The organism is Actinomycetospora corticicola (assembly GCF_013409505.1).
Classification (GTDB): Bacteria; Actinomycetota; Actinomycetes; order Mycobacteriales; family Pseudonocardiaceae; genus Actinomycetospora; species Actinomycetospora corticicola.
In genome coordinates, this window is sequence record NZ_JACCBN010000001.1 from 4,664,334 (window position 1) to 4,689,992 (window position 25,659).

The following is a 25,659-nucleotide window of genomic DNA, read 5'->3' on the forward strand; positions in this document are numbered from 1 at the left end:
CGGTAGCGCCGCGCGTCGGAGCGCCGACCCGGGCACGGTGACACCGGCAGGGTCCCTATCGTGGACGTGGGACCGACCCTTGGGCAGGATGGCGCGACAGTGACTACCAACGACAACGACGGCCTCGTCGTCCTCGCGGTCGACGACGAGGAACCGGCTCTCATGGAGCTCGCCTACCTGCTCGAGCAGGATCAACGCGTCACGACGGTGTTGAAGGCGAACGACTCCATCTCGGCGCTGCGCATCCTCACCGGGGGCGACCAGGTCAACCTCGGTGGCTTCGGCACCCCGCCGTCGGGCATGGCCGCGCCCGCGAAGCAGTCCGACGTCGACGTCCTCTTCCTCGACATCCGGATGCCGGGCCTCGACGGCCTGGAGCTGGCCCAGGTCCTCTCGCGCTACGTCATCCCGCCGTCGGTGGTGTTCGTGACCGCGCACGACGACCGGGCCGTCGAGGCCTTCGACGTGGGCGCCGTGGACTACCTGCTCAAGCCGCTGCGCCCGGAGCGGCTCTACGCCTCGCTCACCCGCATCCTCGCCTCGCGCGGCACGACGGTCCCCGTCGAGCCCGCCGTCGAGGAGGAGGGTGACGACGAGGTGATCCCGGTCGAGCTCGCCGGCACCACGAAGCTGGTGCAGCGCTCCACCGTGCGCTGGGTGGAGGCCCAGGGCGACTACGCCCGCCTGCACACCACCGAGGGCAGCCACCTCGTCCGGATCCCGCTCTCGGTGCTCGAGGAGCGCTGGTCCGACGCCGGGTTCGTGCGCATCCACCGCTCGTACCTGGTCGCGCTGCCGCTGATCACCGAACTGCGCCTCGCCGGCTCCGGCTACGTGGTGCGGCTGGGCAACGGCAACCAGCCCGGCGAGGTGGCGGAGCTGCCGGTGAGCCGCCGCCACACCCGTGAGCTCAAGGACCGTCTCGTCCGCTCGACGAAACAGGCCTGGGGCCGGCGGTGACCGCGACCGACGGGCGGACCCGGACCGGGGGCGACGACCCCGGCCCGGCCGACCCGCCGGACCCGGATCGGCACCCCGATCCCGCGGCCGCCGGTCCCGCCTCCGCCGACGCCGGGGGTCCTGCGCACGCGTCCGACGGGGCCGCCGACGGCGGGCCGGCGATCGCCCGGGTCCGCTCCCGCGCGGCCGGGGCACCGCCGCGTCCCTCGCCCGGCCCGGTGCCGCCCGGCGTCGCGCGCCGGGTCGGCCGTCACGCGCGCCCGGACGGCGCGGCGACGGGCCACACCCCGCCGCCGGACTACCGGCCCCGGCACGCCGCCCCCGGCGAGGAGGGACCCCTCCCGGCGCCCGTCCCGCTGCGGCCGCCGGCCGGCCCGCCGACCCCGGCCGCGCCCCCGCACACCGAGATCGACCCGACCCCGGTGCGCGGTCTCCCGCTGGCCTCGACCTTCCCCGCCTCCGGGGTCACCGCCTCCGAGTCGGTGCGCTTCGACGACAAGAAATCGCTCTACGGCTCGACGCCGGGAGCGGACGTGGCGCACGACGCGCCGGTGCCCGCGCGGCAGCGCATCGTCCTCGCGGAGCGACGCTCGCCCACGCGCGCCGTCGGCACGGTCGCGGAGATCGAGCAGCAGACCGCGACCGGTGAACTGCTCCTGTCCAACCTCATGCGTTCGCAGCTCATGCTCGCGGTGCGGCTGGCGGTCGTCGCGGTGATCGTGCTCGGCGTCCTGCCCCTCGTCTTCGTGACGATGCCGCGGGTCGGCGCGACGGTGGTCTTCGGCGTCTCGCTGCCCTGGGTGCTGCTGGGCGTGCTCGCCTTCCCCTTCCTCCTGCTGCTCGGATGGCTCTACACCCGCACCGCCGAGCGCAACGAGCTCGACTTCGCCGACGACGTCGAGGACTGAGCGGCCGTGACCGGGTCGGACTCGATCGTCGCCCTCGTGCTGTTCGGGCTCGCCGCCGTCGCCGTCATCGCGATCGGCTCGCTCGGGGTCCGGGTCACCCGCTCCACCGACGACTTCCTCGCGGCCTCCCGCACGGTGCGCAGCCGCTCGAACGCGGCCGCGATCTCGGGTCAGTCGCTGTCGGTGGCGTCCTACCTCGGCATCGCGGGGATCGTGCTCTCCCACGGCGTCGACGGCCTCTGGTACCCGGTGGGCTTCGTCGCGGGCTTCGGGGTGCTGCTGCTGTTCGTCGCCGCCCCGCTGCGCCGGTCCGGCGCGTACACGGTGCCCGACTTCGCCGAGACCCGGCTCGACTCGACCGCCCTGCGCACCCTGACCACCGTCGTCGTCGTGGTGATCGGGTGGCTCTACCTCATCCCGCAGCTGCAGGCCTCCGGGCTGGTGCTCATGGTCGTCACGGGCGCGCCCGGCTGGGTCGGCGTGCTCGTCGTCGGCCTGGCGGTGACCGCCGCGGTCACCTTCGGCGGCATGCGGTCGATGACGCTCGTGCAGGCGTTCGGGTTCTGGCTCAAGGGCGTGGCCCTGGTGGTGCCCGCCGCCGTGCTGGTGGCCTGGTTCCTCGGGGCCGGGCTCACCGCGGCCCCCGACCGGGGCGGTGACCTGGTGTTCGACCGGCCGACCACCGTCGCGATCCACGACCCCGTCGAGCTCACCGTCGTCGCCCCCGTCACCGTCGAGATCCGCGCGGCCGACGGGCAGCGGAGCACGGCCTCGTGGGGCCCGGGGCAGCAGGAGATCCCCCGCGACACCACGCTGGTGTTCCCGCCCGGGTCGCGGATGCCGGTGGTCGGGGAGGCGGTGGCCGGCAACCGGGCCTGGGACACCCCCTTCGGCGACGGGCAGCGGGGCCCGCTCTGGGTGTACTCGCTGCTGCTCGCGGCCTGCCTGGGTACGGCGGGGCTGCCGCACGTGCTGGTGCGCTACTACACCAACCCGGACGGCCGGGCCGCGCGCCGCACGACGGTGCTGGTCATCGGCCTGCTCGGGTTCTTCAGCATCGTGCCGATCGTGCTCGGCGCGCTCTCCCGCTCGGTCGCGCCCCAACTGCTCACCGCCGGCGAGGGCGACGCCGTCGTGCTCCTGCTGCCCTCGTTGACGATCGGCGGCCCGGTGGGGGCGGCGCTCGGCGGACTCGTCGCCGCGGGCATCGCCGCGACCCTCCTCTCGGTCTCCGCCGGGTTGCTCCTCTCCGTGGCCGGGGTGCTCTCCAGCGACGTGCTGCCCGGGCGGCTCGGCGACTTCCGGATCGCCGCGCACGTGGCCGGGGTGGTGCCGATCGTCGGCGCTCTGGTGTTCGCCCGGCTCGAGTTCGCCCACGCGGTGTCGCTCGCGCTCGCGGTGGCGGCCTCGACGTTCGCCCCGCTGCTGCTGCTCGGCATCTGGTGGCGGGGCCTGACCGACCGCGGTGCCATCGCCGGCATCGCCGTGGGTGGCGTGCTGTCGCTCTCGGCGTCGATCACCACCCTGGCCGGGGTCCGCCTCGAGGGCGTGGTGGGCACGCTGCTCGCCCAACCGGCAGCCGTGTCCGTGCCCGCCGCGGTGATCACGATGGTGGCGGTCAGCCGGGCGACGGCCTCGCGCATCCCCGCGCAGGTGGGGCGCACGCTGTTGCGGTTGCACGCTCCCGAGCGCCTCGGGCTCGGCGAGATGCGTGTGGGTCGCTGAAGTCACCCTTTCGCCTCACACGGCACATACGGCACGTGAGGTCGTTCGCCACTCGAAAGGACCATCTCCGACGGAGTGACGCCCACTAGGGTTCGGCCGTTGGAGTTCCGGCACAGCGCGGACCGACTCCCCGGAGGGTGAGAACGCATGAGTGCGACCGAGGAGAGCTCGAGAGGATCCGACCCGCTCGGAGCTCCGACCCCCTACGAAGAGATGCAGCGCAGCCCGGAGTTCAAGGCGCTCCGTGACCGGTGGCGGCGCTACATCTTCCTGATGAGCGGCCTGTTCCTGGCCTGGTTCCTGGTCTACGTGCTGCTGGCCGACTTCGCGCCCGGCCTCGTGAACACCCGCCTCGGCGGGACCAACTTCACCGTCGGCCTGCTGCTCGGGCTCCTGCAGTTCGTGTCCACCTTCGTGATCGCCGTGGCGTACGCGAAGTTCGCCGAGAAGAACATCGACCCGCAGGCCGAGGCGCTGCGGGAGACGGTGGAGGGGAAGCTGTGACGACCGGAGTGCTCGCCCAGGGCGGGGCCGCCCGGCTCGGCAACCCCTACCTCAACATCGGCATCTTCCTGGCGTTCGTGGTCATCACGCTGTTCATCGTCTACCGGGTGAGCCGGTCGGCGACGACGGCGTCGGACTACTACGCCGCCGGCAGCTCGTTCACCGGCCCGCAGAACGGCGTCGCGATCTCCGGCGACTACCTCTCCGCCGCGTCCTTCCTCGGGATCGCGGGCGCGATCGCGGTGAACGGCTACGACGGCTTCCTCTACTCGATCGGCTTCCTCGTCGCCTGGCTGACGGCGCTGCTGCTGGTGGCCGAGCTGCTGCGCAACGTCGGCCGGTTCACCCTCGGCGACGTCCTCGCGTTCCGGATGAAGCAGCGTCCGGTGCGGGCGGCCGCCGCGGTCTCCACGCTCGTGGTGTCGTTCTTCTACCTGCTCGCGCAGATGGCGGGCGCGGGCGGCCTGATCTCGCTGCTGCTCGGCATCCCCAACACGCCGGGCACGATCTTCGACGGCCAGTCGATCGTCATCGCGCTCGTCGGCCTCGTGATGATCGTCTACGTGCTGTACGGCGGCATGCGCGGCACGACGTGGGTGCAGATCATCAAGGCGACCCTGCTGGTCATCGGCGCCGCCGTGATGACGGTGTGGGTGCTGGGCCTCTACGGCTTCAACCTCTCCGCGCTGCTCGGGGCCGCGAACGACGGGTCCGCGACCAACCTGCTCAACGCCGGCAACCAGTACGGCAAGACGATCACCAGCCGGATCGACTTCCTGTCGCTGGCCGTCGCGCTCGTGCTCGGCACCGCGGGTCTGCCGCACGTGCTGATGCGCTTCTACACGGTGCCCACGGCGAAGGAGGCCCGCCGGTCGGTGAACTGGGCCATCTGGATCATCGGCATCTTCTACCTGTTCACCCTGGTGATCGGGTACGGCGCGGCGGCGATCGTCCCGGCGAACCTGCTGTCGTCGAAGAACGTCAACGACGCCGCCCCGCTGCTCGCCTTCGAGCTCGGTGGCACGGTCCTGCTCGGGGTGGTCTCGGCGATCGCCTTCGCGACGATCCTCGCCGTGGTCGCCGGCCTGACGATCACCTCGGCGGCCTCGTTCGCGCACGACGTCTACGCGTCGGTGCTCAAGGAGGGCAAGCCGGAGCCGGGATCGGAGGTCCGGGTGGCCCGGCGGACCGCCCTCGTCGTCGGCTTCGTCGCGGTGATCGGCGGCATCCTCGCCAACGGCCAGAACGTCGCGTTCCTCGTCGCCCTGGCGTTCGCGGTGGCGGCCTCGGCCAACCTCCCGACGCTGCTCTACTCGCTGTTCTGGAAGAAGTTCAACACCACCGGCGCGCTGTTCTCGATCTACGGCGGCCTGGCGATCTGCATCGTGCTCATCGTCTTCAGCCCGGTGGTCTCCGGGTCGGCGACGGCGATCTTCGGGGAGGGCGTGAACTTCAAGCTGTTCCCGCTCTCGAACCCGGGCATCGTCTCGATCCCGCTGTCCTTCCTGCTCGGTGTCATCGGCACCTACGTCGGGGCGAACAAGGGCACCGCGGCCGACCAGGAGGAGCACGAGCGCAAGGCCGCCGAGATGGAGGTCCGCTCCATGACGGGGGCGGGGTCGTCGAACACGGCCGTGTCGCACTAGGTGCTTCGCAGGTGAGCACTAAGTGGGGCTATGACCCCACTTAGTGCTCACATGCGCGGAGCGCACAATGAGGACCATGAACGTCCCGGCCGTGACGGTGTCCGAGGTGCCCGCCGGCGCCACGCTGCTCGACGTCCGGGAGGACGACGAGTGGGTCGCCGGCCACGCCCCGGAGGCGGTGCACGTCCCGATGTCGGCCTTCCTCGAACGGATCGACCAGGTGCCCGACGGCCCGCTCGCAGTGGTGTGCCGGGTCGGCGGGCGCTCCGCCCAGGTGACCGCCTACCTGCGCAACCAGGGGCGGGACGCCGTGAACGTGACCGGCGGGATGCTCGCGTGGGAGGCCGCCGGGCGTCCGGTGGTCTCCGACGGGCCCGGTCCCGCGCAGGTGGTCTGAGCCCGTGACCTGCCCGCGGTGCGGCCGGGAGCAGCCGCCCGGTGGGTCCGGCCGGTTCTGCGTACACTGCGGCCGGGTCCTGGGCGGCGTGCGCTGGGTGGCCACCACCCCCGACGCGGCCCGGCCGAGCACGCCCGCACCGCGCCGTGCGCCCTACGCCGGTCCGCCCCGCTACCGGTCGATCCCGCGCTGGAGTCTCTGGCCGTGGGCCGCCCGGCCCGAGCCCGGTGCGCCCGACGGCCCGCTCGCGGCGCGGACCCCGGCGGAACCGGCCGAGACGCTCCGGGCCACGGCGGGACTGCTGCGTCGGCTCGCCGTCACCACCGCCCTGCTGTGCGGCGTCGCGGCGGCCGGCGAGGCCCTCCGCTACGTCCTGCTGCTCCTCAGCCGCGACCGTGCCCTCTCCGGGACGCTGCTCGGCTGGTCCGACGCGATCGTCGCCCTCTTCGGCCTGCTCGCCCCGATGGCGGCGCTGGCGACAGGCGTGGTGTTCCTGCGCTGGCTGCTGGTGGCCCGGGGGATCGCGGCGGACGCCTCGGACACCCGGCCCTGGCGGTCCACCCGGATGCTGCTCCTCGGCTGCGTGCTGCCGCCGCTGACGCTGACCGTGCCCGGCGCGACGCTCGCCGAGATCGAGCACGCCGGGTCCGGCGCCGACCCGACCGTGCGTCCGCGACCCTCCCGGCCGGTGCTCGCGTGGTGGGCGGCGTGGGTGGTGGGGGTCGTCCTCGGCGTCGTCACCCTGCTGCAGGGACTCGCCGACAGCACGCAGGCGCTCGCCGACGGGGTGGTCCTGCACTTCTGGTCCGACGTCGTCGCGGTGGTGGTCGCCCTGCTGACCGTCCGCGTCACGGCGCACCTCACCGAGCTCCTCGCCCCGGTGCTGCGGGAGCGGGGGCGGAGCTACGTGGTGGTCGGGGGAGACGCGGCGACGCGGAGCTCGACCGTGGTGGGGACCGCCTAGGCTCCGCCGCCGAGGCTGGCGACGCCCCCGGCGGACGGCGGGGCGGTGGGGTCGTTCCCCGCGTCCGCCGGCATCTCGCGGGCGACGAAGTCCTCGACGTGGAAGAGGTTGTCGCCCGCGCGGCGCACGATGCGCAGCAGCGTCGTCATGGAGGCGACCTCCTCGACCTGCTCCTTGAGGTACCACTGCATGAACTGCTCGCCGAGGTAGTCGCCCTGGTCGCGCGCGGTGCGGGCGAGCAGCGTGATCTGGTCGGTGACCCGGCGTTCCTGGTCGAGTACCAGCTCGACGACGTCCTCGACCGACTTGAAGTCGTTGCGGACCTCGTCGATGCCGGGGATGCGGACGACCACGTCGTTGTCGAGGAGGTACTGCACCATGCCCATGGCGTGGTTGCGCTCCTCGAGCGCCTGCGCGTAGAAGTGCGCCGCCAGCTGCGGGAGGTCCTCGTCGTCGCAGTAGACCGCGACCGCGGTGTACTGCTGCGACGCGGTGAACTCGTGGCGGATCTGGTCGCGCAGGAGATCGTGGAACCTCGACGCGGACGGCTCTTCCATCCGGTGAGTGTAGGGCGCCCTTACCTCGCGGGGGTATGGCGTCCGCCTCGTGACACCCCCGCGACCCGGATCAGCCGATGGTCGCGGCCACGGCCTTGTCACCGTCCTGCTGCACCGTCACCGGGGGCTTCCCGACGCCGAGGTCGCCGCACTTCAGGTTCTGGAACGAGGTCTGCAGCCGCTGCGCGAGGAAGGTGAACAGCGAGTTCGCCGCCGCCGGGTCGGGCGACGGTGCCGCCGCGAACCGGGCCTTGTCCGCCTGCAGCCGGGCGGGCGCGACGGCGACCAGCGAGCGGCAGTAGGCCGCACCGTCGGACGACGCGGCGGGCGACTGGTCGACCCCGAGCCGGTAGAGCGTCAACTTCGCGCGGGACGGGGCGTCGCCGGCGAGCACCATCGGGTCGTTCGCCGGGACGAGTGCGACGGGGTCACCCTGGTGGGCCGCCGCCTGCAGCTCGTTCAGCGCCAGGGAGGGCACCGCGCGCCCGCCGTCCCCGAGGTCCGGCGCGGTCATCGGGTGACAGCCCAGGGCCGGGTCGACGAAGGCGTCGAGCAACCCGTTGTCGCTGGCGTTGGTCAGCACGGTGCCGCCGAGACCGCGGTTCGCGACCGCGTCCTGGGCGACCCGGCCGTCGTCGAGCACGCGGTAGGAGGTGGCGAGGTTGTCGCTCTGGTCCTGGTCGACCACGGCGAAGTCACGGGTGGTCGGGCACGGCTTCCCGTCGGCGGCGGTGCCGAGGGCGGGCACGGCCGTGCGGCCGGCGGCGACCGAGGCGTTCGCGGCGGCGAAGAACGGTGCCGCGCCACAGTCGGCGAACTGTCCGAACGGCGAGCCGGGGGTGCCGTTGACACAGCCGGCCCGGTCGCCGTCGAGGGTCAGGGTGGTGCCGTTGAAGCCGAACCAGACGCCGACGACCGCGCCCGCGGGCAGTTGCGGCGTGACCGGCGCGGCGGCGGGCCGGGACCCGTCGTCGACCACCAGCGGGTGGTAGACCGACAGCGCGCCCGTCGCGGGGTCGAGCACCGTCGCCTCGACGAACGCGGCCTGCGCCGTGTCCGCCTCGTGGCACGCGCCCTGCCCGCCGGAGCCCTTCAGTCGGTAGGGGGTGGCGAGCCCGGCGGCCGTCAGCGGTGCGGGCGGCACGACGAGCGTGCAGTTCGGGTTCGGCTGCGCCTGCTGCGCCTGCTGCGCCTGCTGCTGCTGGTGCTGCTGCTGCCGGTGCTGCTGCGCGTCAGACCGATGCGTGCCGGCCGCCGCGGCGGCGTCGTGGGCGCCCGTCGTCGCGGACGTGCCGGTCGTGCTGTCCGACCCGCCGTCGCCGGTCGTCCCGTCCTCCCGACGCGACCGGCCGGTGATCGCCGAGGTCAGGCGCGAGAGCAGGGAGGGGGCCCGTCCGTGCTGCGAGCTCGTCGATCCCGACGTCGGGCCGTCGCTCGTCCGCGAGGACGCCCACGCCTGTGCCGCCCCGAGGACGAGCAGGATCGAGAGCGGGACGGCGACCGCCCACCGCGGGATGCGCGGCCGGGCCGTGTGACGTGACATGAGGATCCTTCGGGGGAGCGGGATCGACCGGGACGGACGTCCCGGGGGTCGTGGTGGTGGGCAGCGGCCCGGACCAGCCGAACTGCTCGCAGTGCACCCGGGCGGGCGGTACGTCGAGCTGCTCGAGCGCGGCGAGCGTGCCGGTGGCGAGCGAGGCGGGGCCGCAGACGAAGTAGTCGAGGTGCTCCCGCTCCGGGGACGGGGGCAGGACCTCGGCGAGCAGCGCGACGTCGATCCGGCGCCCGGCCAGCCGGGTCACCTCGAGGTCGAGGCGGCGCCGCAGCACCTCCAGCTCGGGGGCGAACAGCGGCTCGGAACCGCGCTCGGCGAGCACGAGGCGGTGCCGCCGCACGTCCCCGCGCTCGGCCAGGGTCCGCAGCATGCTCATCATTGGGGTGATCCCGACCCCGCCGGCCACGAGCACGAGCCCGGCCCGCCCGCCGTGGTCCTCCGCGGTGAACGAGCCGTGCGGGCCGTCCAGCCACACCTGCTGCCCCTGCGTCAGCGCGGCGACGCGGTGCGAGAAGTCCCCCTGGTCGCGCACCGTGAGCTCGAGCCGCCCGGTGACGTTGGCGCTCGACGCGATCGTGAACGGGTGCTCCTCGGTGCCCACCACGGCGCGGCGCAGGCGCAGCCACACGAACTGCCCGGGCTCGAAGTGCAGCCCGCCGCGGCGCAGGTGCACGGGGGCGAGCACGAGGGTGACCACGCTCGGGCCCTCCCGCCGTACGCCGTAGACCACGTAGGCGCCCTGGCGGGAGAACAGCGGACGCCAGACCCAGCGGTGGGAGAGCACCAGCAGCAGCGCCGCGGCCAGCACCACGAGGCAGACGCGCATCACGGGGTCGGCGACGAGGTGGTTCAGCCAGAGGACGTGCAGCCCGGCGAGCACGAGGCCGGCGGCCGCCAGCGCCACGTGCAGGCGGGCCCACACCTCGTACCGCGCCCCCGGACGCCGGCCGCCGGCGGCGACCCCGCCGACTGCGAGCAGCGCCACGAGCGAGCCCCAGCCGACCTTCGCCGTGGCCCGCGCCGTGACCGGGTTGATCAGCGCCGGGTGGTTCCACAGCGCGACGGCGGCGTGCGCGACCACCGCGGCGAGGGCCAGCATCCCGAGCCAGCGGTGCAGCCCCATGATCCGGTCGACCCCGAAGGCCCGGGTCAGCGTGCGGATGCGGCTGGGCACGAGGACGACCACCACGAGGGCGCCGAGCCCGAGCACCCCGAGCCCGACCGAGAGCATCGTCGCGGGCTCCGTCGAGTGCCCACGCCAGGCCGAGAGCACGAACGGCACCACGGTCATCGTCGCGAGCGCCCCGGTCCAGGCGATCGTCGTCATCCGTCTGCGCACGGCCGCAGAAGCTAGGTCCGTGACCTGAGCGTGACCCGCGATTCTGAGAGCGGAGGGCCTCCGGTCGCGCTGATCGACCGGGATCCGGCGACGACGGGCGGGATCGCTGCGCCGTTCGTCGGTACCCCTCTCAGCTTCGCCGGCGAGGGGCTCCGGGGCACTTCGTCACCGGTGCCGGAAGTGCCCCGACGCCGACGGCACGGCAGGATGGCCGCTCGTGACCTTCGACCGTGCCCGCGAGGCCGCCGTGGTGCCGGCGGCGTTCGACCAGGACGCCACCTCCTACGACCGTCTGGTCGGCGCCAACCCCGGCTACCTCGACCACCTGCGGCTCTCCGCGCGGCGGCTGGCCCTTCCCGACGACGGGCGCGGGCTGCGGCTCCTCGACGTCGGGTGCGGCACCGGGCTGTCCACGCAGGCGCTGGTGGAGACCTACCCGGCCGCCGAGATCGTGGCGGCCGACGCGTCGGCGGAGATGCTCGCGCAGGCGCAGGCCAAGACGTGGCCCGACACGGTGCGGTTCGTGCACTCCCGCGCCGAGGAGTTGGCCGCGCACGGCGTCGAGGGCCCCTTCGACGGCATCCTCGCGGCGTACCTGCTGCGCAACCTCCCCGACGTGACGGCCGGGGTGAAGGACCTGCACGGCCTGCTCGCGCCGGGCGCCCCGCTGGCGGTGCACGAGTACTCGGTGGCCGACTCGGCGCGCGCCCGCGCGACGTGGACCGCCGTGTGCTGGGCGATCATCATCCCGCTGGGGTGGCGGGTGACCGGCGACGCGTCGCTGTACCGCTACCTGTGGAGGTCGGTCCTGCACTTCGACGGGATCTCGCGGCTGACGGGCCGACTGCGCGACGCCGGGCTCGACGACGTCCGGGTCGAGCCGGTGGACGGCTGGCAGAAGGGGATCGTCCACACGATCCTCGGCCGCCGCCCTGCCTGAGCGTGGCGCCCGGCTGACGTCCGACGTCAGTCGTGGGCCACGGCTGACGTCCCGGTGACCCCGGATCCGGCCCCGGCCCGACGACGCCGGCGCACCTCGTAGGTGCGCTCGGCGTACTCGATGTCGTCGACCCAGAGCCGCTTCGCCGCGAACTCCATGAGCGGGCGGACGAGCCGCTGCGCCTTCGTGGCGTGCACGAACCCCGCACGCGTGGAGTGGGCCAGCACGGCCTCGGTGACGAGCGTGCGGGCCCGGCCGTCGGGGTGCGGGGCCAGCGGCGTCGCGTGGGTCTCGACGACGCTGCCCGCCCCCTCGCCGCGGGTGATGTGCATGACGATCGTCCGCGGGTCGGGGCAGGTGAACCGCGCCTCGACCGGGATGCCCCACTGCCGGGTGAGCCGGAAGGCCACGTGCAGGTCGAAGTGGTCCTCGGCGTCGCTCGCGGTGCGGCCGGGCGCCGAGTCGACGCGCAGGTCGGCGAACGAGTGCGGGTGGAACCAGGCGCCGTGCCACGGGTCGAGGCGGTTGGCGATCACGTCCTCGGGCTCGCAGGTGCCCTCCATCGAGGCCACCGCGACGAGGCTCTCGGTGTGCGGCGGGCGCACCGGGAGGACCGGCGCGTCGGTGGGCTCCTCGCCGCCGACCGCGTCGAGCCGGACCCAGACGAGCACCCCGTCGTCGTGCGCGGGCAGCGTGCGCCAGCCGGCGCGGCCGGACGGGCCGAGCGCGAGGCCGTGCCAGCGGCAGATCAGCTCGCAGCCCGACTGCTGCGCGGTCGACATGTCCGCCCCGAGGTGCGGGCAGGCACCGGGGCCGGCGTGCAACCCGCCGTCGGGGGCCCGCCAGACGACCAGCTCGACGCCCGCCACCGTGGTGCCGGTCGGGGACCCGACCCGGATGTCGTCGGAGGCGCCGACGACGTACCAGTTGCCCGACGGCCGGGCCTGGGCCCGTTCGAGCGCGGCGTGGATGATGCCCGGCTTCGCGTCCCGCCAGGTCGGCGCCATGGCCTCCCAGCGTTCGCCGGACAGTCGTCGCAGAGGGTTCGCCGAGGTTCGGCCGACCGGGCGCTTCTTCAGCACGCAACGGACGCTAGGGGCGCGTCCCTACCGGTGCAGTGGGGCGTGGTCGTCTGTGGCCGGACGCACGCCTGGCTGCGCCGAACGAGGACGGCGCCACCCGATCAGGGGGTGTCGCGCGCCCAGGGGCACGACAGGCACCGCGGACCGCCTCGGCCGGACCCGAGCTCGAAGCCCTCGATGGTGACGACCTCGATGCCGGCGTCGCGCAGCCGACCGTTCGTCGTGGTGTTCCGCTCGTAGGCGACGACGAGGCCGGGGGCCAGGGCGAGGGTGTTGTTGCCGTCGTCCCACTGCTCGCGCTCGGCGGCGACCCCGGCCGGTCCGGTGTCCACCGCCCGGAGCTCCTCGATGCCCATGGCCCGGGCGGCGGCCGGCCGGAACGGCTCGGGGCCGGTGATCTGCAGACCCGGGGTGATCGTCCACGCCTCGAGCGCGTCCAGGACCTCGGGGAACACCACCATGGCGTCGACGTCGACCATCGTCGCCACCGTGTCGAGGTGCATCGTCGCCCGGCGCTGGGTGATGGGGACGGCGAGCACGGTGTGGGCGAGACCGTCGGCGAACATGGCGCGGGCGAAGGACTCGGCGCCGGCCGGGCTCGTCCGCTCCCCGACGCCGATCGCGAGCACCCCCGGCGCGAGCAGCAGCACGTCGCCGCCCTCGACGGCGGAGGTGTCACGGGCCTCGGTGTGCGTCACCCCGCCCAGCGCCGCTCGCCCGCCGTGCGCCAGCGCGACCAGCGAGGCCTCCCGACGTCGGGCCGGCATCCCCATCGCCGCGGCGACCACGCGGTCGCCGACCCGCATCGAGGAGTCGCGGGTGAACATGAGGTTGGGCAGGGGGTCGACGGCGAACTCGTCCGGGCCGTGCATCCGGCGGACCAGCGAGTTCTCGCCGTCACCGAGCTCGCGGAAGGTGAGCCCGCCGATGAGCGCGGTCGCCAGGTCGGGCGCGGACATCGTCGTCATCTGCTCCCGCACGGCCGCCCCGAGCTCCCGGCCGAGGACCCGCTCGTCGACCGCCGCCGCGATGCCGGAGTCGCGCGACCCGGCGTCGTGGAGGGCCTCGGTGAGCAGGTCCGCGAGCAGCAGCACCTCGACGCCGTGGGCGCGCAGCGTGTCGGCGAAGCGGTCGTGCTCGAGCTGGGCGCGCTCGACCCAGGGGATGCCGTCGAAGAGCAGCCGGTCGGCGTTGCGCGGGGTGAGCCGCTGGAGCTCCGGGCCCGGTCGGTGCAGCACGACCGTCCGGAGCGGTCCGACCTCGGTGTCCACGCGCGGGGTCATCGCGCGACCCTAGTTCCCGGGCAGGAAGGACACCTTCCCGGCGAGCAGCGCCGAGCCCACGAACGCCACGACGTCGATGAGCGTGTGCGCCACGACCAGCGGCCAGAGCCGGCCCGTGCGCTGCCAGTACCGCCCGAACACCAGGCCCATGACGAGGTTGCCGATGCCGCCGCCGAAGCCCTGGTAGAGGTGGTAGGAGCCACGGAGCACGGCTGCGACCAGCAATGACCGGTTCTCGGTGAGCCCGAGCCGGCGCAGCGCCGAGAGCAGCCAGCCGACGACGAGCACCTCCTCGGCCCACGAGTTGGCGAACGCCGAGACGAGCAGGACCGGCACCCGCCACCAGTGGTCGTCGAGCACCGACGGGACCACGGTGAGGTTGATCCCGATCGCGCGGGTCAGCAGGTAGAACCCCAGCCCGGGGATGCCGATGAGCGCGGCGAGCCCGCAGGCGGCGCGCAGGTCGCGCCACGGGCGGCGCCCGTCGAGCCCCACGCCGCGCGGGCCGGACCCGGCGCGCACCAGGAGGTAGAGCCCGAGCCCGCCCCAGGCCACGAGCTGCAACGAGGAGGCGAGCTGGGCGGCGAGGTCCACCCAGGCGTCGGTCGCGAGGGGCTGGTCGATCGTCACCTTCCGCTGCGCGAGCGGGGCCGGCGCGGCGAGCGAGTCGAGCAAAGAGATCAGCGACCGGAGGCCGGAGAGCCCGAGGGTCACCGTGGCCACCACGAGGATCTCGGTGACGACGAGCCGGCGCTCGCGGCCGGTCACGACCTCGACCTCGGGCCGCGCCGGGGACAACCAGCTGTTCATCGGTGATCAGCCTAGGACGCACGCCACGGGGGTCACACCGCGTGCGTCGGTAACCTCGGAGGGGTGCAGGTCCTGCGTGTGCTCGCGACCCCCCGGTGGGTGGGGTGGACCGTGCTCGCGCTCTGCGCCGTCGTGGTGTGCATGGGCATGGCCTACTGGCAGCTGATCCGGGCGGAATCGGCCACGGGATCGCTGCTGAACGCCGGGTACGCGCTGCAGTGGCCGTTGTTCGGCGTCTTCTTCGCACTGCTCTGGTGGCGCATGCTGCGCTCCGAGGCGCGGATCCTCGCCGAGATCCAGGAAGGTCCTCCCGACGCCGGGTCGTCCCCGGCGGCGGCGCCCGGGTCGATCCCCGAGGCGGACAGCCCGTTCACCCCGCGACCGACCGGCGTCGAGCCGGGCGCGGGAGCGGGTCGGCCCACGCAGGTCCGGGCCACCGACGAGTACAACGCGATGCTGGCCGAGCTGGGACGCCGCGACACCGACACCATCAGGAACGAGGAGTCGACCCCGTGACCGCTCCGACCGACGCCCTCACCGACAAGGTCGTCGCCGCCATGCGCCGCTACCGGGTGGGGGCCTACGTCGTCGGCGTCGGCCTCCTGGTCCTGGTGCTCGTGGCGATGCCGCTGAAGTACTTCGCCGACCAGCCGCTGCTCGTCGCGATCGTCGGCCCGATCCACGGCTTCCTCTACATGGGCTACCTGGCCCTGACCGCCGACCTCGGCGTGAAGGCGCGTTGGCCGGTGGGGAAGCTCCTGCTGGTGGCGCTGGCCGGGACGATCCCGTTCGTGTCGTTCGTGGCCGAGCGGAAGGTCACCGCTCCGCTGCGCGCCGCGGGCTGATCTCCGGGTCGGTCAGGCCCGCGAGCCGGCGCACCTCCGCGCCCAGCATCCGCGGGCAGGCGACCGGGCCGGAGAAGCCGAGCCGGACGTCGTGGTCGCCGTGGGCCGTCTCCACCCGCAGGCGCAGCCCGAGGCGGTCGACGGCGAGCGGGACGAGGGTGTGCCCGGGGCGGCGCAGCGCGACCGGCAGGTGCCGGGCCAGGCCCGCCACCAGCGAGGAGTGCGCGCCCGCGAGGTGGGCGAGCCAGGCGTCGCCGCACTCGGTGAAGGGGTCGGTCGGGGCGGCCGCCACCTCGGCGGGGGTGAACGTCCCGGTGCCCTCGGCGTCGCTCAGCACCACGGAAGCAGGGTCGAGCCGGAGCAGGACGTCGGCGTGCCCGACGTCGAGCAGGCGCTCGTCGGGCCGGTCGGCCGCGATCCGCAGTGCGGCGCGGCGGGCGACGCGGGCGGGGAGCACGCGGACCCGGCCGCATACCCAGACCAGGCCGCGGACGGGCTGGCGCACCGCGACCGGGGCGGTGTCGGAGAGCTCCATCATCACCGGCAGGTGCTCCGCTGCGCGGGTGGCGGCGACCAACGGGTGGTCGGCCGGGACCTGGAGGGTCGCCGCACCGGACGCGGGCACGTGGTGCAGCGTCGGCACGATCCGCTCGACGTCCTCGCCCGTCGGCGACCCGGTGATCAGGGCCGCGGACGACGCCCGGGTGGCCGTGGCCCGGGCGCGCTCCGCCGGACTCGGGACGGCGGGCTGAGGCGGGCAGCTCCTGGCCACGGCGGGCTCCTCACGGTCGGCGAACTTAGGTGAGCCTAACCGAACCGAGCGGGAAAAAGGCAAGGGTCGCCCGGTGGACGGCCCCGCGGACGTCGCCCGCTACCGTGCCCTCGTGTCCACCGTCCCCCAGGCCGGTGGGGCACCGGTCGACGGTGTGCCCACGCTCCTCGCCGGCATCCTCGACGACGCGGCACTGGTCTCGCCGGGCCCGCGCCGGGAGATGGCCGACGTCGTCGCCGCCCACCTCGACGCCCGCGTCGGCGAGCACGGCGACCTGCTCGGGGCGCTCGTGGTCCCGGTCTCACGGCTGCAGGAGTTCGTCGCCGAGCTCGTCAAGCGGCGTCCGTCCGCCCCGCTCCCGGTGGCGCTGTCGGTCGACACCGGCCTCGGCGGTGTGCCGAAGGCGCTGTCGCTGACGTCCTCGCGCGCCGCGCTGCTGACCACCGGCACCGTCGAGATGCCCGCCCCGCACGACGTCGACTCGGTCTGGCTCGAGCGGGTCACCGAGTTCGTGCCCGACGAGGTCGTCGCCGTCGTCGAGCCCCGCCGTCCGGACGTCGACGGCTCGCAGGACTGGATCGACGGCGTGCAGCGCGTGGTCGGGCACGGGTGCCGGCCGAAGCTGCGCTGCGGCGGCGACCGGGCGGGGGCGTTCCCGGGGGTCACCGACGTGTCGCGCTTCCTCGCCGTCGTCGCGGCCTCCGGACGCTCGTTCACCGCGAGCATCGGGCTGCAGTCCGCGGCCCGGCACGTCGACCCGGAGACCGGCTTCGACCACCACGGCTGGCTGAACCTGATGGTCGCGGTGACCCGGGCGCTGCGGGCCGCGCCGTCCGACGGCGACGTCTCCGACGAGCTCGTCGAGGAGGTCCGGCACGCCCTCGAGGCCACCGACGCGGACGCCCTCGCCCGCGAGATGGGCGCCGTCGACGAGGCGACCGCGACCCGGGTCCGCGCGCACCTGTCGTCGTTCGGGTCGACCGCCCCGGCCGACCAGGGCGCCGAGATGGCGCGCCTGGGGCTGGTCTGATGCGCATCGCGTTCCTCGGCCCGCACGGCACGTTCTGCGAGCAGGCGCTCGGGTCGGTGCTCGACGACTTCCCGGGCGCGCGGACCGAGCCCGCCGCGAGCACCACCGCCGCCCTGGACGCCCTGCGCGCCGGCGACGCGGAGCTCGCGTGCGTGCCGATCGAGAGCTCGGTGGAGGGAGCGGTCCCCGCGACCATGGACGGCCTGGTGGAGACCCCGCCCGTCGTCGTGATCCGGGAGATCCTGCTGCCGGTGCGCTTCGGGGTGCTGGTGCGCCCCGGGACGACCGCCGCCGACGTCGCCACCGTGGCCTCCCACCCGCACGGGGAGGCACAGACCCGTCGCTGGCTCGCCGCCCACCTCCCGCACGCCGAGGTGCGGATGACGCCGTCGACGGCGGCGGCCGCCGCGGCCGTGGCCGACGGACAGGTCGACGCCGCGGTGTGCGCGCCGGTCGCGGCCCGCCACTACGGGCTCGAGATGCTCGCCGACGGGGTGCACGACACCGGCGACGCGGTGACCCGCTTCGTCGTCGTGGCCCGCGCGGACTCCACGCTGCCCGCCCCGACCGGCACGGACCGCACCTCCATCGCCGCGACGACGGTCAACGAGCCGGGCGCCCTGCTCGCGATCCTCACCGAGTTCGCGATCCGCGGCGTCGACCTCACCCGCATCGAGTCGCGCCCCTCGAAGGCGCGTCTCGGCACCTACTGGTTCTTCCTCGACGGCGCGGGCCACGTCGCCGAGGCCGCGATGGGCGAGGCGCTGGCGGCGCTCCACCGGCGGTGCACCGACCTGCGGTTCCTCGGCTCCTACCCGCGGGCGACGGTCCCGCCCGGCTCCACCGCACCGTCCCCGCCGGTCGCACCGCCGGTGCCGGGGCAGACCCCGGCCGACCACGCGGCCGCCGCGGAGTGGCTGCACGCACTGCGATCCCTGCCATCCCGTGCGGCCGCGGGGCCCGTCGTCGGGTAGAGGTGGAGACCGTGACCACCCTGGTGCTCTGCCGGCACGGCCAGACGCCGGCGAACGTCGCGAAGATCCTCGACACCCTGCTGCCCGGGCCCGGGCTCACCGACCTCGGCCGGCTCCAGGCCGAGGCGCTCGGCAAGGAGCTGTCCGCGCTCGCCGTCACGGCGCTGTACGGCTCGCGGGCGCGCCGGGCTCAGGAGACGGCCGGGGTCGTCGGAACGGTGCTCGGGATGACGCCGGGCGTGGTCGACGGCGTGCACGAGGTGCAGGTGGGCGACCTGGAGGGCCGCTCCGACGACGCGTCGGTCGACGTGTTCCGCGGGGTCTACGACGCCTGGCGCGACGGCGACCTCTCCGCGCGCATGCCCGGCGGCGAGTCGGGACAGGACGTCCTCGACCGCTACCTGCCCGCCGTCGAGGACCTGCGCCGCCGCCACCCGGATGGCACGACGGTGCTGGTCAGCCACGGTGCGGTGCTGCGCCTGGTCGGGCACGCCCTCGCCGGCGCGAGCGACCTGCGCCCGGACGGGGACGACCACCTCGACAACTGCGGCCGCCTGGAGTTCGAGGCCCTTCCCGACGGCGGGTGGCGCCTGGTGGCGTGGCGCCGCGAGGCTCCCGGGGGCCTCGCCTCGACCCGCGACGCGACGGGCGGCTGAGCGGCCGCTCCGCGAGCTGCTCCTATGTCAAGCGGCGGCGGGGGTTGGGGTGGGTTCGGTCTGTCGGAGCAGGTTGAACACGACGCGGGCGAGGCGTCGTTTGAGGGCGCGGAGGGCGTCGTTGTGTCGGTCGCCGCGGGCTCGACGCTTGTCGTAGTAGGCCCGTCCGAGGCTCTCGGGTAGCCGGGTCTGGGTCAGCGCGATGCGGTGCAGGGCGGCGTTGAGTTGCCGGTTGCCGCCGCGGGCCAGCCGGTGGCGGTCGGTGCGCCCCGAGGAGGCCGGGATCGGTGCGACCCCGGCGTGCATCGCGAAGCAGGCCTCGGAGCGGAACCGGCCCGGGCGGGCGGTCTCGGCGAGCAGCTTCGCCGCCGAGAGCGGCCCGCAGCCGGGCAACTCGAGCAGCTGCGGGGCCAACACGGCGACCCGCCGGGCGATCTCGCGCTCGAGGGCGCGGATGCGGGTGGTGCGTGCGGCGATGTCGCCGACCAGCTCGGCGGCCAGTTCGCCGACCAGCCCGGGGTGCGCGGCGGGCAGGTGCTCAGCGAGCCAGGCCAGCCGGGTGGGCTTGTCCAGCCCGCGGGCCGGGATGCTGCGCTCGAGTTCGGGATCGAGCTCGTGCAGGTGCCAACGCAGCCGGCAGATCATCGCGGTCCGCTCCGCCACCAGGTGCTCACGGTGATCGACCAGCAGCTTCAGCTCCCGGCTGGCCGGGGTGTGCTCGGCCAGGGGCAGGTCCGGCTCCCGCAACGCGGCCCGGGCGATCGCGGTCGCATCGATCGGGTCGGACTTCCCGAACTCCCGCGCCGAGCTCCGGGCACCGGCCATCAGCTTCGGCGGCACCCGCCGCACTCGCTGCCCCGCGGCGAGCAACGCCCGCTCCAGGCGCAGCGACACATGCCGGCAGTCCTCCACCGCCCACTCGATCTCGGGCCCAGCCGCGACCGCGAACTCCTCACCCACACCCTGGACCCACGCCAACAACTCCAGGTGTCCGGCGTCGGTGGCCTGCACCCGACGCTGCGCGCGGCGCACCCCGAGTTGATCGACCACCACCGCGGTGTGGGTGTCTTTGTGGACATCGACTCCGACCATCAGGACCATCGAAGGGTCTCCTGCTCCTAGCCTGCGGGGGACAACAGGCCGGGCCGGTCGGCGGACACACCTCAGTGGGGGCGCTGCCACGCTCCTATCAAGTCACGCCGGCCGGCCTGGCCGCCGGTGCCCGGCACAGCTCGCGCTGGCCCATCAGGGGCAGTCACATGGAGAGCCAGAGCACCGACGACCAGGATCCCGACCACCGCAACAGCGGCACCACCGACCCTGACACTGAGGTTCACGTGGGGCAGGTCCCGGTGGCCGTGGACCTGCCTGGTGTGCACCTCGACGTCCCTACGCCCCCTGGTCGGCGACGTACCTGCGCCCGGCGTCGGTGACCGCGACGTGGACGAAGCGGCGCCCGACGTCGGCCGGGCTCACGTCCGCGATGAGACCGGCCGCCTCGAGCTGGGCCAGGAACGCGTCGAACTGGGCCTGCTGGTCCTCGGCGACACCGCCCGCCAGCGCCGACTCCGGGATCACCCGCTCACCGGCGCCGTCCACGGCCTGCAGGAACTCCGCGATCAGGTCGGCCATGGGCGGCCACGGTGCCCGCTCGACGGCGACCCGTCCACCCCGCGCGCCGCGAGGTGCACGTGAGGCAGCCCGTGGGGCCGCGGCGCCTGCCTGACGTGACCCTCGCCGGTCAGCCCCAGCCGTACCGGTGCAGGGTCTCCTCGTCGATCCCGAAGTGGTGCGCGATCTCGTGCACGACCGTGATCGCCACCTCGTCGCGCAGCTCGTCCTCGTCGGCGCACATGTCCACCAGGGCGTCCCGGTAGAGGGTGATCCGGTCGGGGAGGACGCCGCCGTAGTCGGACGTCCGCTCGGTCAGTGCGACGCCCTCGTAGAGCCCGAGCAGCTCCGGGTCCTCGACGTTCCGCGCCTCGACGAGCACGACCACGTTGTCCATGGCGCGGAGCAGCTCGGGCGGGAGCTCGTCGAGCGCCTCGCCGACCAGCTCCTCGAACCGCTCGGGTCCGACCCCGTCCACCGGAGGGATCAGTTGGCCGGAGCGGGGGCCGACGTCTGCGCCGGCTGCCCCAGCCCGGGCAGCGGGACCGGCAGTTGCAGGCCGGGCTGCGGGGCGACGGGCTGTGCGGGGACGTCCGGATCGGCGCTCGGGGCGGTCGACGCGGAGGTGGTGGGCGCCTCGGCCGGGGCACCGGCGGGCGGCAGCGGGTCGGCCGACGCCGGGGCCGCGCCGCCGATGGTGACGCCGTCCTTCACCGCTCCGGTCAGCGGGGCGAAGCCGGAGTTGTCGGCCAGCAGCGAACCCATGTTGCAGCTCACCCGCCGCGTGCCCGCGTCCCACGAGGCCTGGTTGACGTTCGTCCAGTACACGGTGAGCTTCGAGTCGGTCAGCTTCTGCGCGCCGACGGCATCCTGGGCGACGCGGGTGCACTCCGGCTGGAGGAAGTTGTCCTGGTCGTCGACCGAGGGCAGGCCGTTCGGGAACTTGCTGCCGAGGTCCACGGTGCCGGCGACCTCGGCGGCGTGCGTCTTCGTGCACGACGACACCGGGTCCGACACCTCCTTGCCCGCGAGGCCGAGGCAGGTCCCGGGCGCGAAGACGACGGCCTGGTCGGTGTCGGCGACCTTCCCGGTGGAGGAGAACAGCGCGCCGGAGCGGCCGGGGGCCTGCAGGCCGCAGCGGACCGTGCGGTCGCCGTCCTCCCACGCCGACTGCGTGGGCTTGAGCGCGCCGACCTTGTAGCGGCCGGTGGGGTCGAGCGGCTTCGCCAGGTAGCCCTGCACCACGGGCCCGCACTGCGAGGCGACCAGCTGCTGCCACGCGGCGTCGGCCGGGAACGGCGCGCCGTCGGGCAGCGGGGCCTGGACCGCACCCGCCGTCTCGAACAGGTGGGACTGCGCGCACGGCACCTGGGAGACGTCCGACCCGTCCGCGGTGGTCCAGGTCAGGCACGTCCCGGGCGTCGAGGGGAGCTCCGTGCGGTCGGTCGAGGGACCGGTGCTGGAACCGCCGAGGATGCCGGGGGACCCGCCCTCGTTCGAGGCCAGCCCCAGGAATCCGAGGCTGGATCCGGTGGCCGCGAGGGCGGAGGCGGCGAGGAGCATGACGAGGGCGCCGACCAGGATCCCCACGACGCCGCGGCGCGCGATGAGTCGCCGCCCGGCGTGGTCGTCCCGGTCGGTGTCTGGTTCGTCCCCTCCGCCGGAGGACGGGCGTTCCCGTACGAGCATGGTCCTGCCATCATGCCGCGTGCCCGGTTCGTCGCCTTGACGGGGGGACGACGGGCCCGGTGATGTGATGGAGTGGAGCGATGAACGGGGGCGACGGGCGATGACGGACCAGCCGGGCGGCACTCATCGGGCGGACGACGCCCCGACGCCGCCGCAGGGCACCCCCGCTGCGCCCGACACCGAGCAGCGCACCGCCGAGGAGTGGCAGGCCGTGCAGCGCGGCGAGGCGGCCGAACCGGACGCCGGCACGAGCACGAGCACCGGCCCGGACGGCACCCTCGTGGCGCCGACGCCGGAGCCGGAGAAGCGCAAGGGCGGGATCCGCTACCAGGACCCGGAGACGACCACGCCGCGCGAGCCCACGGTCGCCGAGCAGCGCGCCCGGCGGGAGGCCGAGCGCCGTCGTCGCGCCCAGGAGGAGGCGGCGGCCGCCGCGGAGCAGCGGAAGTCGAAGACGCGCAAGCGCATCCTCATCGGCGGTGGGGTCGCGGTGGGCATCGTCGCGATCGTCGCGATCGCCTACGCCGCCTCGGGCAGCGACGACGAGACCACCGCGCAGTGCGTCGACCAGAACGGCGTGGTCGTCGACGACAACCAGTGCGCCACCGGCGCCCAGCAGGGCGGCTACTACAACTCCAGTGGCGCCTTCGTGCCGATCTTCCTCGGCGGGTTCGGCAACCAGTACCACTACAACTACGGGTCGAACGCGCCCGTCGGCACGGTCGCGCGCGGCGGCAGCACCAATCCGCCGGCCAGCGGCACCTCGCTGCGCGGCACGTCCGGCTCGAGCGTCGGCACCTCGAACGGCAGCAGCGGCACGGTGAGCCGTGGCGGCCTCGGCGTCGGCAGCTCGTCGTCGGGAACCGGCGGCTCGGGCAGCCGCGGGTCCTCGGGCTCGTCCGGCGGCGGCTCCAGCTCCGGCAGCTGACAGGCTCACCGGCGTGCGACGCGAACGATCGACCCCCCGCCCCGACTGGCGTCAGAAGATCGAGGAGCAGGGGCTGGTCTTCGGCACGCCCGCCACGAGCGCCGGCAACGGCACGCGCCCGTACTGGGACGAGTCGGTGCACTACGTGTTCGACATGGCCGAGATCCTCTCGCTCGAGGCGGACGTCGAGCTGCTGCACTCGATGTGCCTCGAGGCGGTCGACCACGTCGTGACCACGGAGCGGTTCCGCGACTTCGCGCTGCCCGAGTGGTGCTGGGAGCAGGTGGCCGCGTCGTGGAAGCGGCACGACCCGCACCTCTACGGCCGCTTCGACCTGCGCTACGACGGGTCGGGGCCCGCGAAGCTGCTCGAGTACAACGCCGACACCCCGACGTCGCTGCTCGAGGCCTCGATCTGCCAGTGGTACTGGCTCAAGGACGTCTTCGGCGACCAGGACCAGTGGAACTCGCTGCACGAGAAGCTGGTGGCGCAGTGGGGGACGATCGCGGCGAACCTGCCGCGCGGCGACGTGCACTTCTGCTGGTCGCAGGCCGACGCGACCGGTGAGGACCACGTCACCACGGCCTACCTGCAGGAGACCGCCGCCGAGGCCGGGCTGGACACCGTGGGACTCGCGATCGAGCAGATCGGCTGGGACTCCGCGCTCGACCGGTTCGTCGACCTCGAGGAGGCCCCGATGAGCTGTGTCTGCAAGCTCTACCCCTGGGAGTGGATCCTCGGCGACGACTTCGGCAAGCACGTCACGCGGAGCCTGCCGGAGACGCAGTGGGTCGAGCCGCTGTGGAAGACGCTGCTGTCGAACAAGGCGCTGCTCGCCGTGCTGTGGGAGATGTACCCCGGGCACCCGAACCTGCTGCCCGCGAGCCTGAACGACCCCGGGTTCCTCACCGAGTACGTCCGCAAGCCGCTGCTGGGCCGCGAGGGCGCGAACGTGCAGATCGTCGCCGGGGCCGGGGAGCCCGTCGTCGAGACCGGCGGGGTCTACGGCGAGGAGGGCTACGTCTACCAGCTCTTCGACCCGCTGCCCGAGTTCGACGGCTACCGCCCGGTGCTCGGCGCCTGGATCGTCGGCGACGAGGCGGCCGGCATGGGGATCCGCGAGTCCGCGGGGCTGGTCACCGACAACGGCGCGGCGTTCGTGCCGCACCGGATCCCGGACTAGATGCACGTCGCCCGGCGGATGTGGCGGCTCGTCGAGCCGGTCCACGCGCTGATCTACTTCGCGCCCGCGTCGCTGCGGGCCACCGAGGACCTCGGGCCGTCGTTCTGGTCGCGCTACGTCGCGCAGCGCGCGGCGCCGCTCGGCGCGGTGCCGTCGGCGGTGATCACGGCGGCCTTCGGCGGCTTCGCGCCCGACCGGATCGCCGACGCGCTCGAGGGCGTCACCGTCACCCCCGGCGTCGCGCTCGAACGGCGGCTGCGCGGCATCGACGCCGCCGTCCGCGAGCTCGAGGGCCTTCCCGACGCCGGGTGGGCGCAGGAGGCCGCCGACCTCGCCTGGGAGGCGTCGCGGGCCTGCGAGGACGCAGGCCGCGTCCTCGGCGCCGCGAACCGTGCCCTGCCACGTCCCGCCGACCCGCACCTCGCCCTGTGGCAGGCGACGACGACGTTGCGCGAGCACCGCGGCGACGGGCACCTCGCCGCGCTGACCGTGCACGGCGTGTCGGCCGTGGAGTCGCACGTGCTCAAGGTGCTCGCGGGGGAGTCCCCGGAACGCGACCTGCGGCTCGGCCGGCGCCTTCCCGACGACGGGTGGGAGGCGGCGGTCGCGCGGTGGACCCCGGCGGAGGCGGCGGACCTGCACGCTGCGGTGGAGGACGCGACCGACCGGGCGGCCGCCACGCCGTGGGCGGCTCTGGGGCCGGAGCGGACGGACCGGCTCGCCGAGCTGCTCGCGCCGATCGCCGACGCGTGCTGGAACGTCGTGCCGTCGCCCAACCCCGTCGGGTTGACCCGCTAGTCTGGCGCCCCTTTCGTCCGGTTGGACCACCCGCCTTGGGGGCCGCGTGCTCACGCCCGACTTCTTCCCGACCCTGTTCTCCGGCATCGGCCTGATCGCGGTCTACGCGGTCATCGGCGCGGTGCTGATGTACGTCGGCTACTTCGCCATCGACCTGACCACGCCCGGTGACCTGCGCGGGCTGGTCCGCGAGGGGCGTCCAAACGCCGTGGTGGTGGCCGCGTCCGGCCTGGTGTCCATGGCGCTGATCGTCGTCACCGCCATCTACGTCTCCGGCGGCGGCTTCCTCACCGGCATCGTCAACACGCTGGTGTTCGGCCTCGTCGGCATCATCGCCCAGGTGATCGCCGTGCGCGGGCTCGAGGCGGTCTCCCGGCTCGACGTCGGGGCCTGCCTGCACGACGAGGGCTACACCCCGGTCTCCGCGATGATCGCCGGGATGCACGTCGCGTTGGGGCTCGTCGTGGCCGTCGCCATCATCTGACCCGGACGGCCGCACGGCG

Annotated in this window: 28 protein-coding genes; 17 read left to right on the forward strand and 11 right to left on the reverse strand. The window is 74.2% G+C overall.

Annotated elements, in window-relative coordinates; translation table 11 throughout:
• Positions 1 to 99: 99 nt before the first annotated feature.
• The 7 genes from BJ983_RS22695 to BJ983_RS32495 all read left to right on the forward strand — a co-directional run bounded on the left by BJ983_RS22695 (position 100) and on the right by BJ983_RS32495 (position 7,104).
• A complete protein-coding gene (locus BJ983_RS22695) occupies positions 100 to 960 on the forward strand; it encodes a response regulator (protein WP_179795890.1) in 861 nt (286 codons plus the stop codon).
• Positions 957 to 1,868: a DUF485 domain-containing protein gene (locus BJ983_RS30260; protein ID WP_218890408.1), complete on the forward strand. Its 912-nt coding sequence runs from the start codon at positions 957 to 959 to the stop codon at positions 1,866 to 1,868. Before BJ983_RS22695 ends, BJ983_RS30260 begins: the two co-directional genes overlap by 4 nt.
• A 6-nt stretch (positions 1,869 to 1,874) precedes the next feature.
• Positions 1,875 to 3,593, forward strand: coding sequence for a sodium:solute symporter family transporter (locus tag BJ983_RS22705; RefSeq protein ID WP_179795891.1), 1,719 nt, complete (start codon positions 1,875 to 1,877; stop codon positions 3,591 to 3,593).
• Positions 3,594 to 3,740: 147 nt separating this feature from the next.
• Positions 3,741 to 4,097 (forward strand): DUF485 domain-containing protein, encoded by a 357-nt coding sequence (locus BJ983_RS22710; protein ID WP_246325638.1) that lies wholly within the window; start codon positions 3,741 to 3,743, stop codon positions 4,095 to 4,097.
• On the forward strand, positions 4,094 to 5,743 hold the full coding sequence (locus BJ983_RS22715) for a solute symporter family protein (RefSeq protein WP_343054304.1): 1,650 nt from the start codon (positions 4,094 to 4,096) through the stop codon (positions 5,741 to 5,743). Before BJ983_RS22710 ends, BJ983_RS22715 begins: the two co-directional genes overlap by 4 nt.
• A 76-nt stretch (positions 5,744 to 5,819) precedes the next feature.
• Positions 5,820 to 6,140 (forward strand): rhodanese-like domain-containing protein, encoded by a 321-nt coding sequence (locus BJ983_RS22720; RefSeq protein WP_179795892.1) that lies wholly within the window; start codon positions 5,820 to 5,822, stop codon positions 6,138 to 6,140.
• 4 nt (positions 6,141 to 6,144) lie between these two features.
• Positions 6,145 to 7,104, forward strand: a complete 960-nt coding sequence (locus BJ983_RS32495; protein ID WP_179795893.1) for a DUF4328 domain-containing protein — start codon at positions 6,145 to 6,147, stop codon at positions 7,102 to 7,104.
• On the opposite strand, the gene BJ983_RS22730 is transcribed toward BJ983_RS32495, so the two are convergent.
• From BJ983_RS22730 to BJ983_RS22740, 3 genes are all read right to left on the reverse strand, one after another.
• Positions 7,101 to 7,661 (reverse strand): ferritin, encoded by a 561-nt coding sequence (locus BJ983_RS22730; protein ID WP_179795894.1) that lies wholly within the window; start codon positions 7,659 to 7,661, stop codon positions 7,101 to 7,103. The genes BJ983_RS32495 and BJ983_RS22730 overlap by 4 nt on opposite strands.
• Positions 7,662 to 7,731: 70 nt before the next feature.
• A complete protein-coding gene (locus BJ983_RS22735) occupies positions 7,732 to 8,805 on the reverse strand; it encodes a hypothetical protein (protein ID WP_179795895.1) in 1,074 nt (357 codons plus the stop codon).
• A gap of 88 nt (positions 8,806 to 8,893) precedes the next feature.
• Positions 8,894 to 10,555 carry a ferric reductase-like transmembrane domain-containing protein gene (locus BJ983_RS22740; protein ID WP_343054305.1) on the reverse strand — a complete coding sequence of 554 codons (1,662 nt, stop codon included), beginning with the start codon at positions 10,553 to 10,555 and terminating at the stop codon, positions 8,894 to 8,896.
• 217 nt (positions 10,556 to 10,772) lie between these two features.
• Between BJ983_RS22740 and BJ983_RS22745 the strand changes: the two genes are divergently transcribed.
• Positions 10,773 to 11,495, forward strand: coding sequence for a class I SAM-dependent methyltransferase (locus BJ983_RS22745; RefSeq protein ID WP_179795896.1), 723 nt, complete (start codon positions 10,773 to 10,775; stop codon positions 11,493 to 11,495).
• 26 nt (positions 11,496 to 11,521) lie between these two features.
• Here BJ983_RS22745 and BJ983_RS22750 read toward each other — a convergent pair whose 3' ends face one another.
• The 3 genes from BJ983_RS22750 to BJ983_RS22760 form a co-directional block, all read right to left on the reverse strand.
• Complete coding sequence (locus BJ983_RS22750) at positions 11,522 to 12,502, reverse strand: Rieske (2Fe-2S) protein (protein ID WP_218890410.1); 981 nt, start codon at positions 12,500 to 12,502, stop codon at positions 11,522 to 11,524.
• Positions 12,503 to 12,678: 176 nt separating this feature from the next.
• Positions 12,679 to 13,860, reverse strand: a complete 1,182-nt coding sequence (locus tag BJ983_RS22755; RefSeq protein WP_179795897.1) for an arginine deiminase — start codon at positions 13,858 to 13,860, stop codon at positions 12,679 to 12,681.
• A 9-nt stretch (positions 13,861 to 13,869) separates the two neighbouring features.
• Positions 13,870 to 14,670, reverse strand: coding sequence for a CPBP family intramembrane glutamic endopeptidase (locus BJ983_RS22760; RefSeq protein WP_179795898.1), 801 nt, complete (start codon positions 14,668 to 14,670; stop codon positions 13,870 to 13,872).
• Positions 14,671 to 14,733: 63 nt separating this feature from the next.
• Between BJ983_RS22760 and BJ983_RS22765 the strand changes: the two genes are divergently transcribed.
• Together BJ983_RS22765 and BJ983_RS22770 are read left to right on the forward strand one after the other, a co-directional pair.
• A complete protein-coding gene (locus BJ983_RS22765) occupies positions 14,734 to 15,186 on the forward strand; it encodes a hypothetical protein (protein ID WP_179795899.1) in 453 nt (150 codons plus the stop codon).
• Positions 15,183 to 15,515 carry a DUF3817 domain-containing protein gene (locus BJ983_RS22770; RefSeq protein WP_343054306.1) on the forward strand — a complete coding sequence of 111 codons (333 nt, stop codon included), beginning with the start codon at positions 15,183 to 15,185 and terminating at the stop codon, positions 15,513 to 15,515. Before BJ983_RS22765 ends, BJ983_RS22770 begins: the two co-directional genes overlap by 4 nt.
• Here BJ983_RS22770 and BJ983_RS22775 read toward each other — a convergent pair.
• A complete protein-coding gene (locus BJ983_RS22775; protein WP_179795900.1) occupies positions 15,487 to 16,287 on the reverse strand; it encodes a DUF2470 domain-containing protein in 801 nt (266 codons plus the stop codon). The genes BJ983_RS22770 and BJ983_RS22775 overlap by 29 nt on opposite strands.
• Positions 16,288 to 16,360: 73 nt before the next feature.
• On the opposite strand from BJ983_RS22775, the gene BJ983_RS22780 reads away from it, so the two are divergent.
• Genes BJ983_RS22780 through BJ983_RS22790 form a run of 3 tightly spaced genes read left to right on the forward strand, consistent with a single transcriptional unit; the run spans position 16,361 to position 18,947 of the window.
• Positions 16,361 to 17,317, forward strand: coding sequence for a hypothetical protein (locus tag BJ983_RS22780; protein WP_343054307.1), 957 nt, complete (start codon positions 16,361 to 16,363; stop codon positions 17,315 to 17,317).
• On the forward strand, positions 17,314 to 18,291 hold the full coding sequence (gene pheA, locus BJ983_RS22785) for a prephenate dehydratase (protein ID WP_425484817.1): 978 nt from the start codon (positions 17,314 to 17,316) through the stop codon (positions 18,289 to 18,291). Before BJ983_RS22780 ends, pheA begins: the two co-directional genes overlap by 4 nt.
• 11 nt (positions 18,292 to 18,302) lie before the next feature.
• Entirely contained in the window at positions 18,303 to 18,947 is a 645-nt protein-coding gene (locus BJ983_RS22790; RefSeq protein WP_179795902.1) for a histidine phosphatase family protein, read from the forward strand.
• A 27-nt stretch (positions 18,948 to 18,974) separates the two neighbouring features.
• Here the strand turns inward: BJ983_RS22790 and BJ983_RS22795 are convergent, their stop codons facing one another.
• The 4 genes from BJ983_RS22795 to BJ983_RS22810 all read right to left on the reverse strand — a co-directional run bounded on the left by BJ983_RS22795 (position 18,975) and on the right by BJ983_RS22810 (position 22,247).
• Positions 18,975 to 20,048 (reverse strand): IS110 family RNA-guided transposase, encoded by a 1,074-nt coding sequence (locus BJ983_RS22795; RefSeq protein WP_179795903.1) that lies wholly within the window; start codon positions 20,046 to 20,048, stop codon positions 18,975 to 18,977.
• Positions 20,049 to 20,336: 288 nt separating this feature from the next.
• Positions 20,337 to 20,579, reverse strand: a complete 243-nt coding sequence (locus BJ983_RS22800) for a hypothetical protein (RefSeq protein ID WP_179795904.1) — start codon at positions 20,577 to 20,579, stop codon at positions 20,337 to 20,339.
• Positions 20,580 to 20,688: 109 nt separating this feature from the next.
• Positions 20,689 to 21,036: a metallopeptidase family protein gene (locus tag BJ983_RS22805; RefSeq protein WP_179795905.1), complete on the reverse strand. Its 348-nt coding sequence runs from the start codon at positions 21,034 to 21,036 to the stop codon at positions 20,689 to 20,691.
• An 8-nt stretch (positions 21,037 to 21,044) separates the two neighbouring features.
• Positions 21,045 to 22,247: a septum formation family protein gene (locus tag BJ983_RS22810; protein WP_179795906.1), complete on the reverse strand. Its 1,203-nt coding sequence runs from the start codon at positions 22,245 to 22,247 to the stop codon at positions 21,045 to 21,047.
• Positions 22,248 to 22,347: 100 nt separating this feature from the next.
• Here BJ983_RS22810 and BJ983_RS22815 point away from each other — a divergent pair, with 100 nt between their 5' ends.
• Genes BJ983_RS22815 through BJ983_RS22830 form a run of 4 tightly spaced genes read left to right on the forward strand, consistent with a single transcriptional unit; the run spans position 22,348 to position 25,640 of the window.
• On the forward strand, positions 22,348 to 23,175 hold the full coding sequence (locus BJ983_RS22815; protein WP_218890412.1) for a hypothetical protein: 828 nt from the start codon (positions 22,348 to 22,350) through the stop codon (positions 23,173 to 23,175).
• 13 nt (positions 23,176 to 23,188) lie between these two features.
• Positions 23,189 to 24,358 carry a glutathionylspermidine synthase family protein gene (locus BJ983_RS22820; protein ID WP_179795907.1) on the forward strand — a complete coding sequence of 390 codons (1,170 nt, stop codon included), beginning with the start codon at positions 23,189 to 23,191 and terminating at the stop codon, positions 24,356 to 24,358.
• Complete coding sequence (locus tag BJ983_RS22825; protein ID WP_179795908.1) at positions 24,359 to 25,156, forward strand: SCO6745 family protein; 798 nt, start codon at positions 24,359 to 24,361, stop codon at positions 25,154 to 25,156.
• 46 nt (positions 25,157 to 25,202) lie between these two features.
• A complete protein-coding gene (locus tag BJ983_RS22830; RefSeq protein ID WP_179795909.1) occupies positions 25,203 to 25,640 on the forward strand; it encodes a DUF350 domain-containing protein in 438 nt (145 codons plus the stop codon).
• Positions 25,641 to 25,659 lie beyond the last annotated feature (19 nt).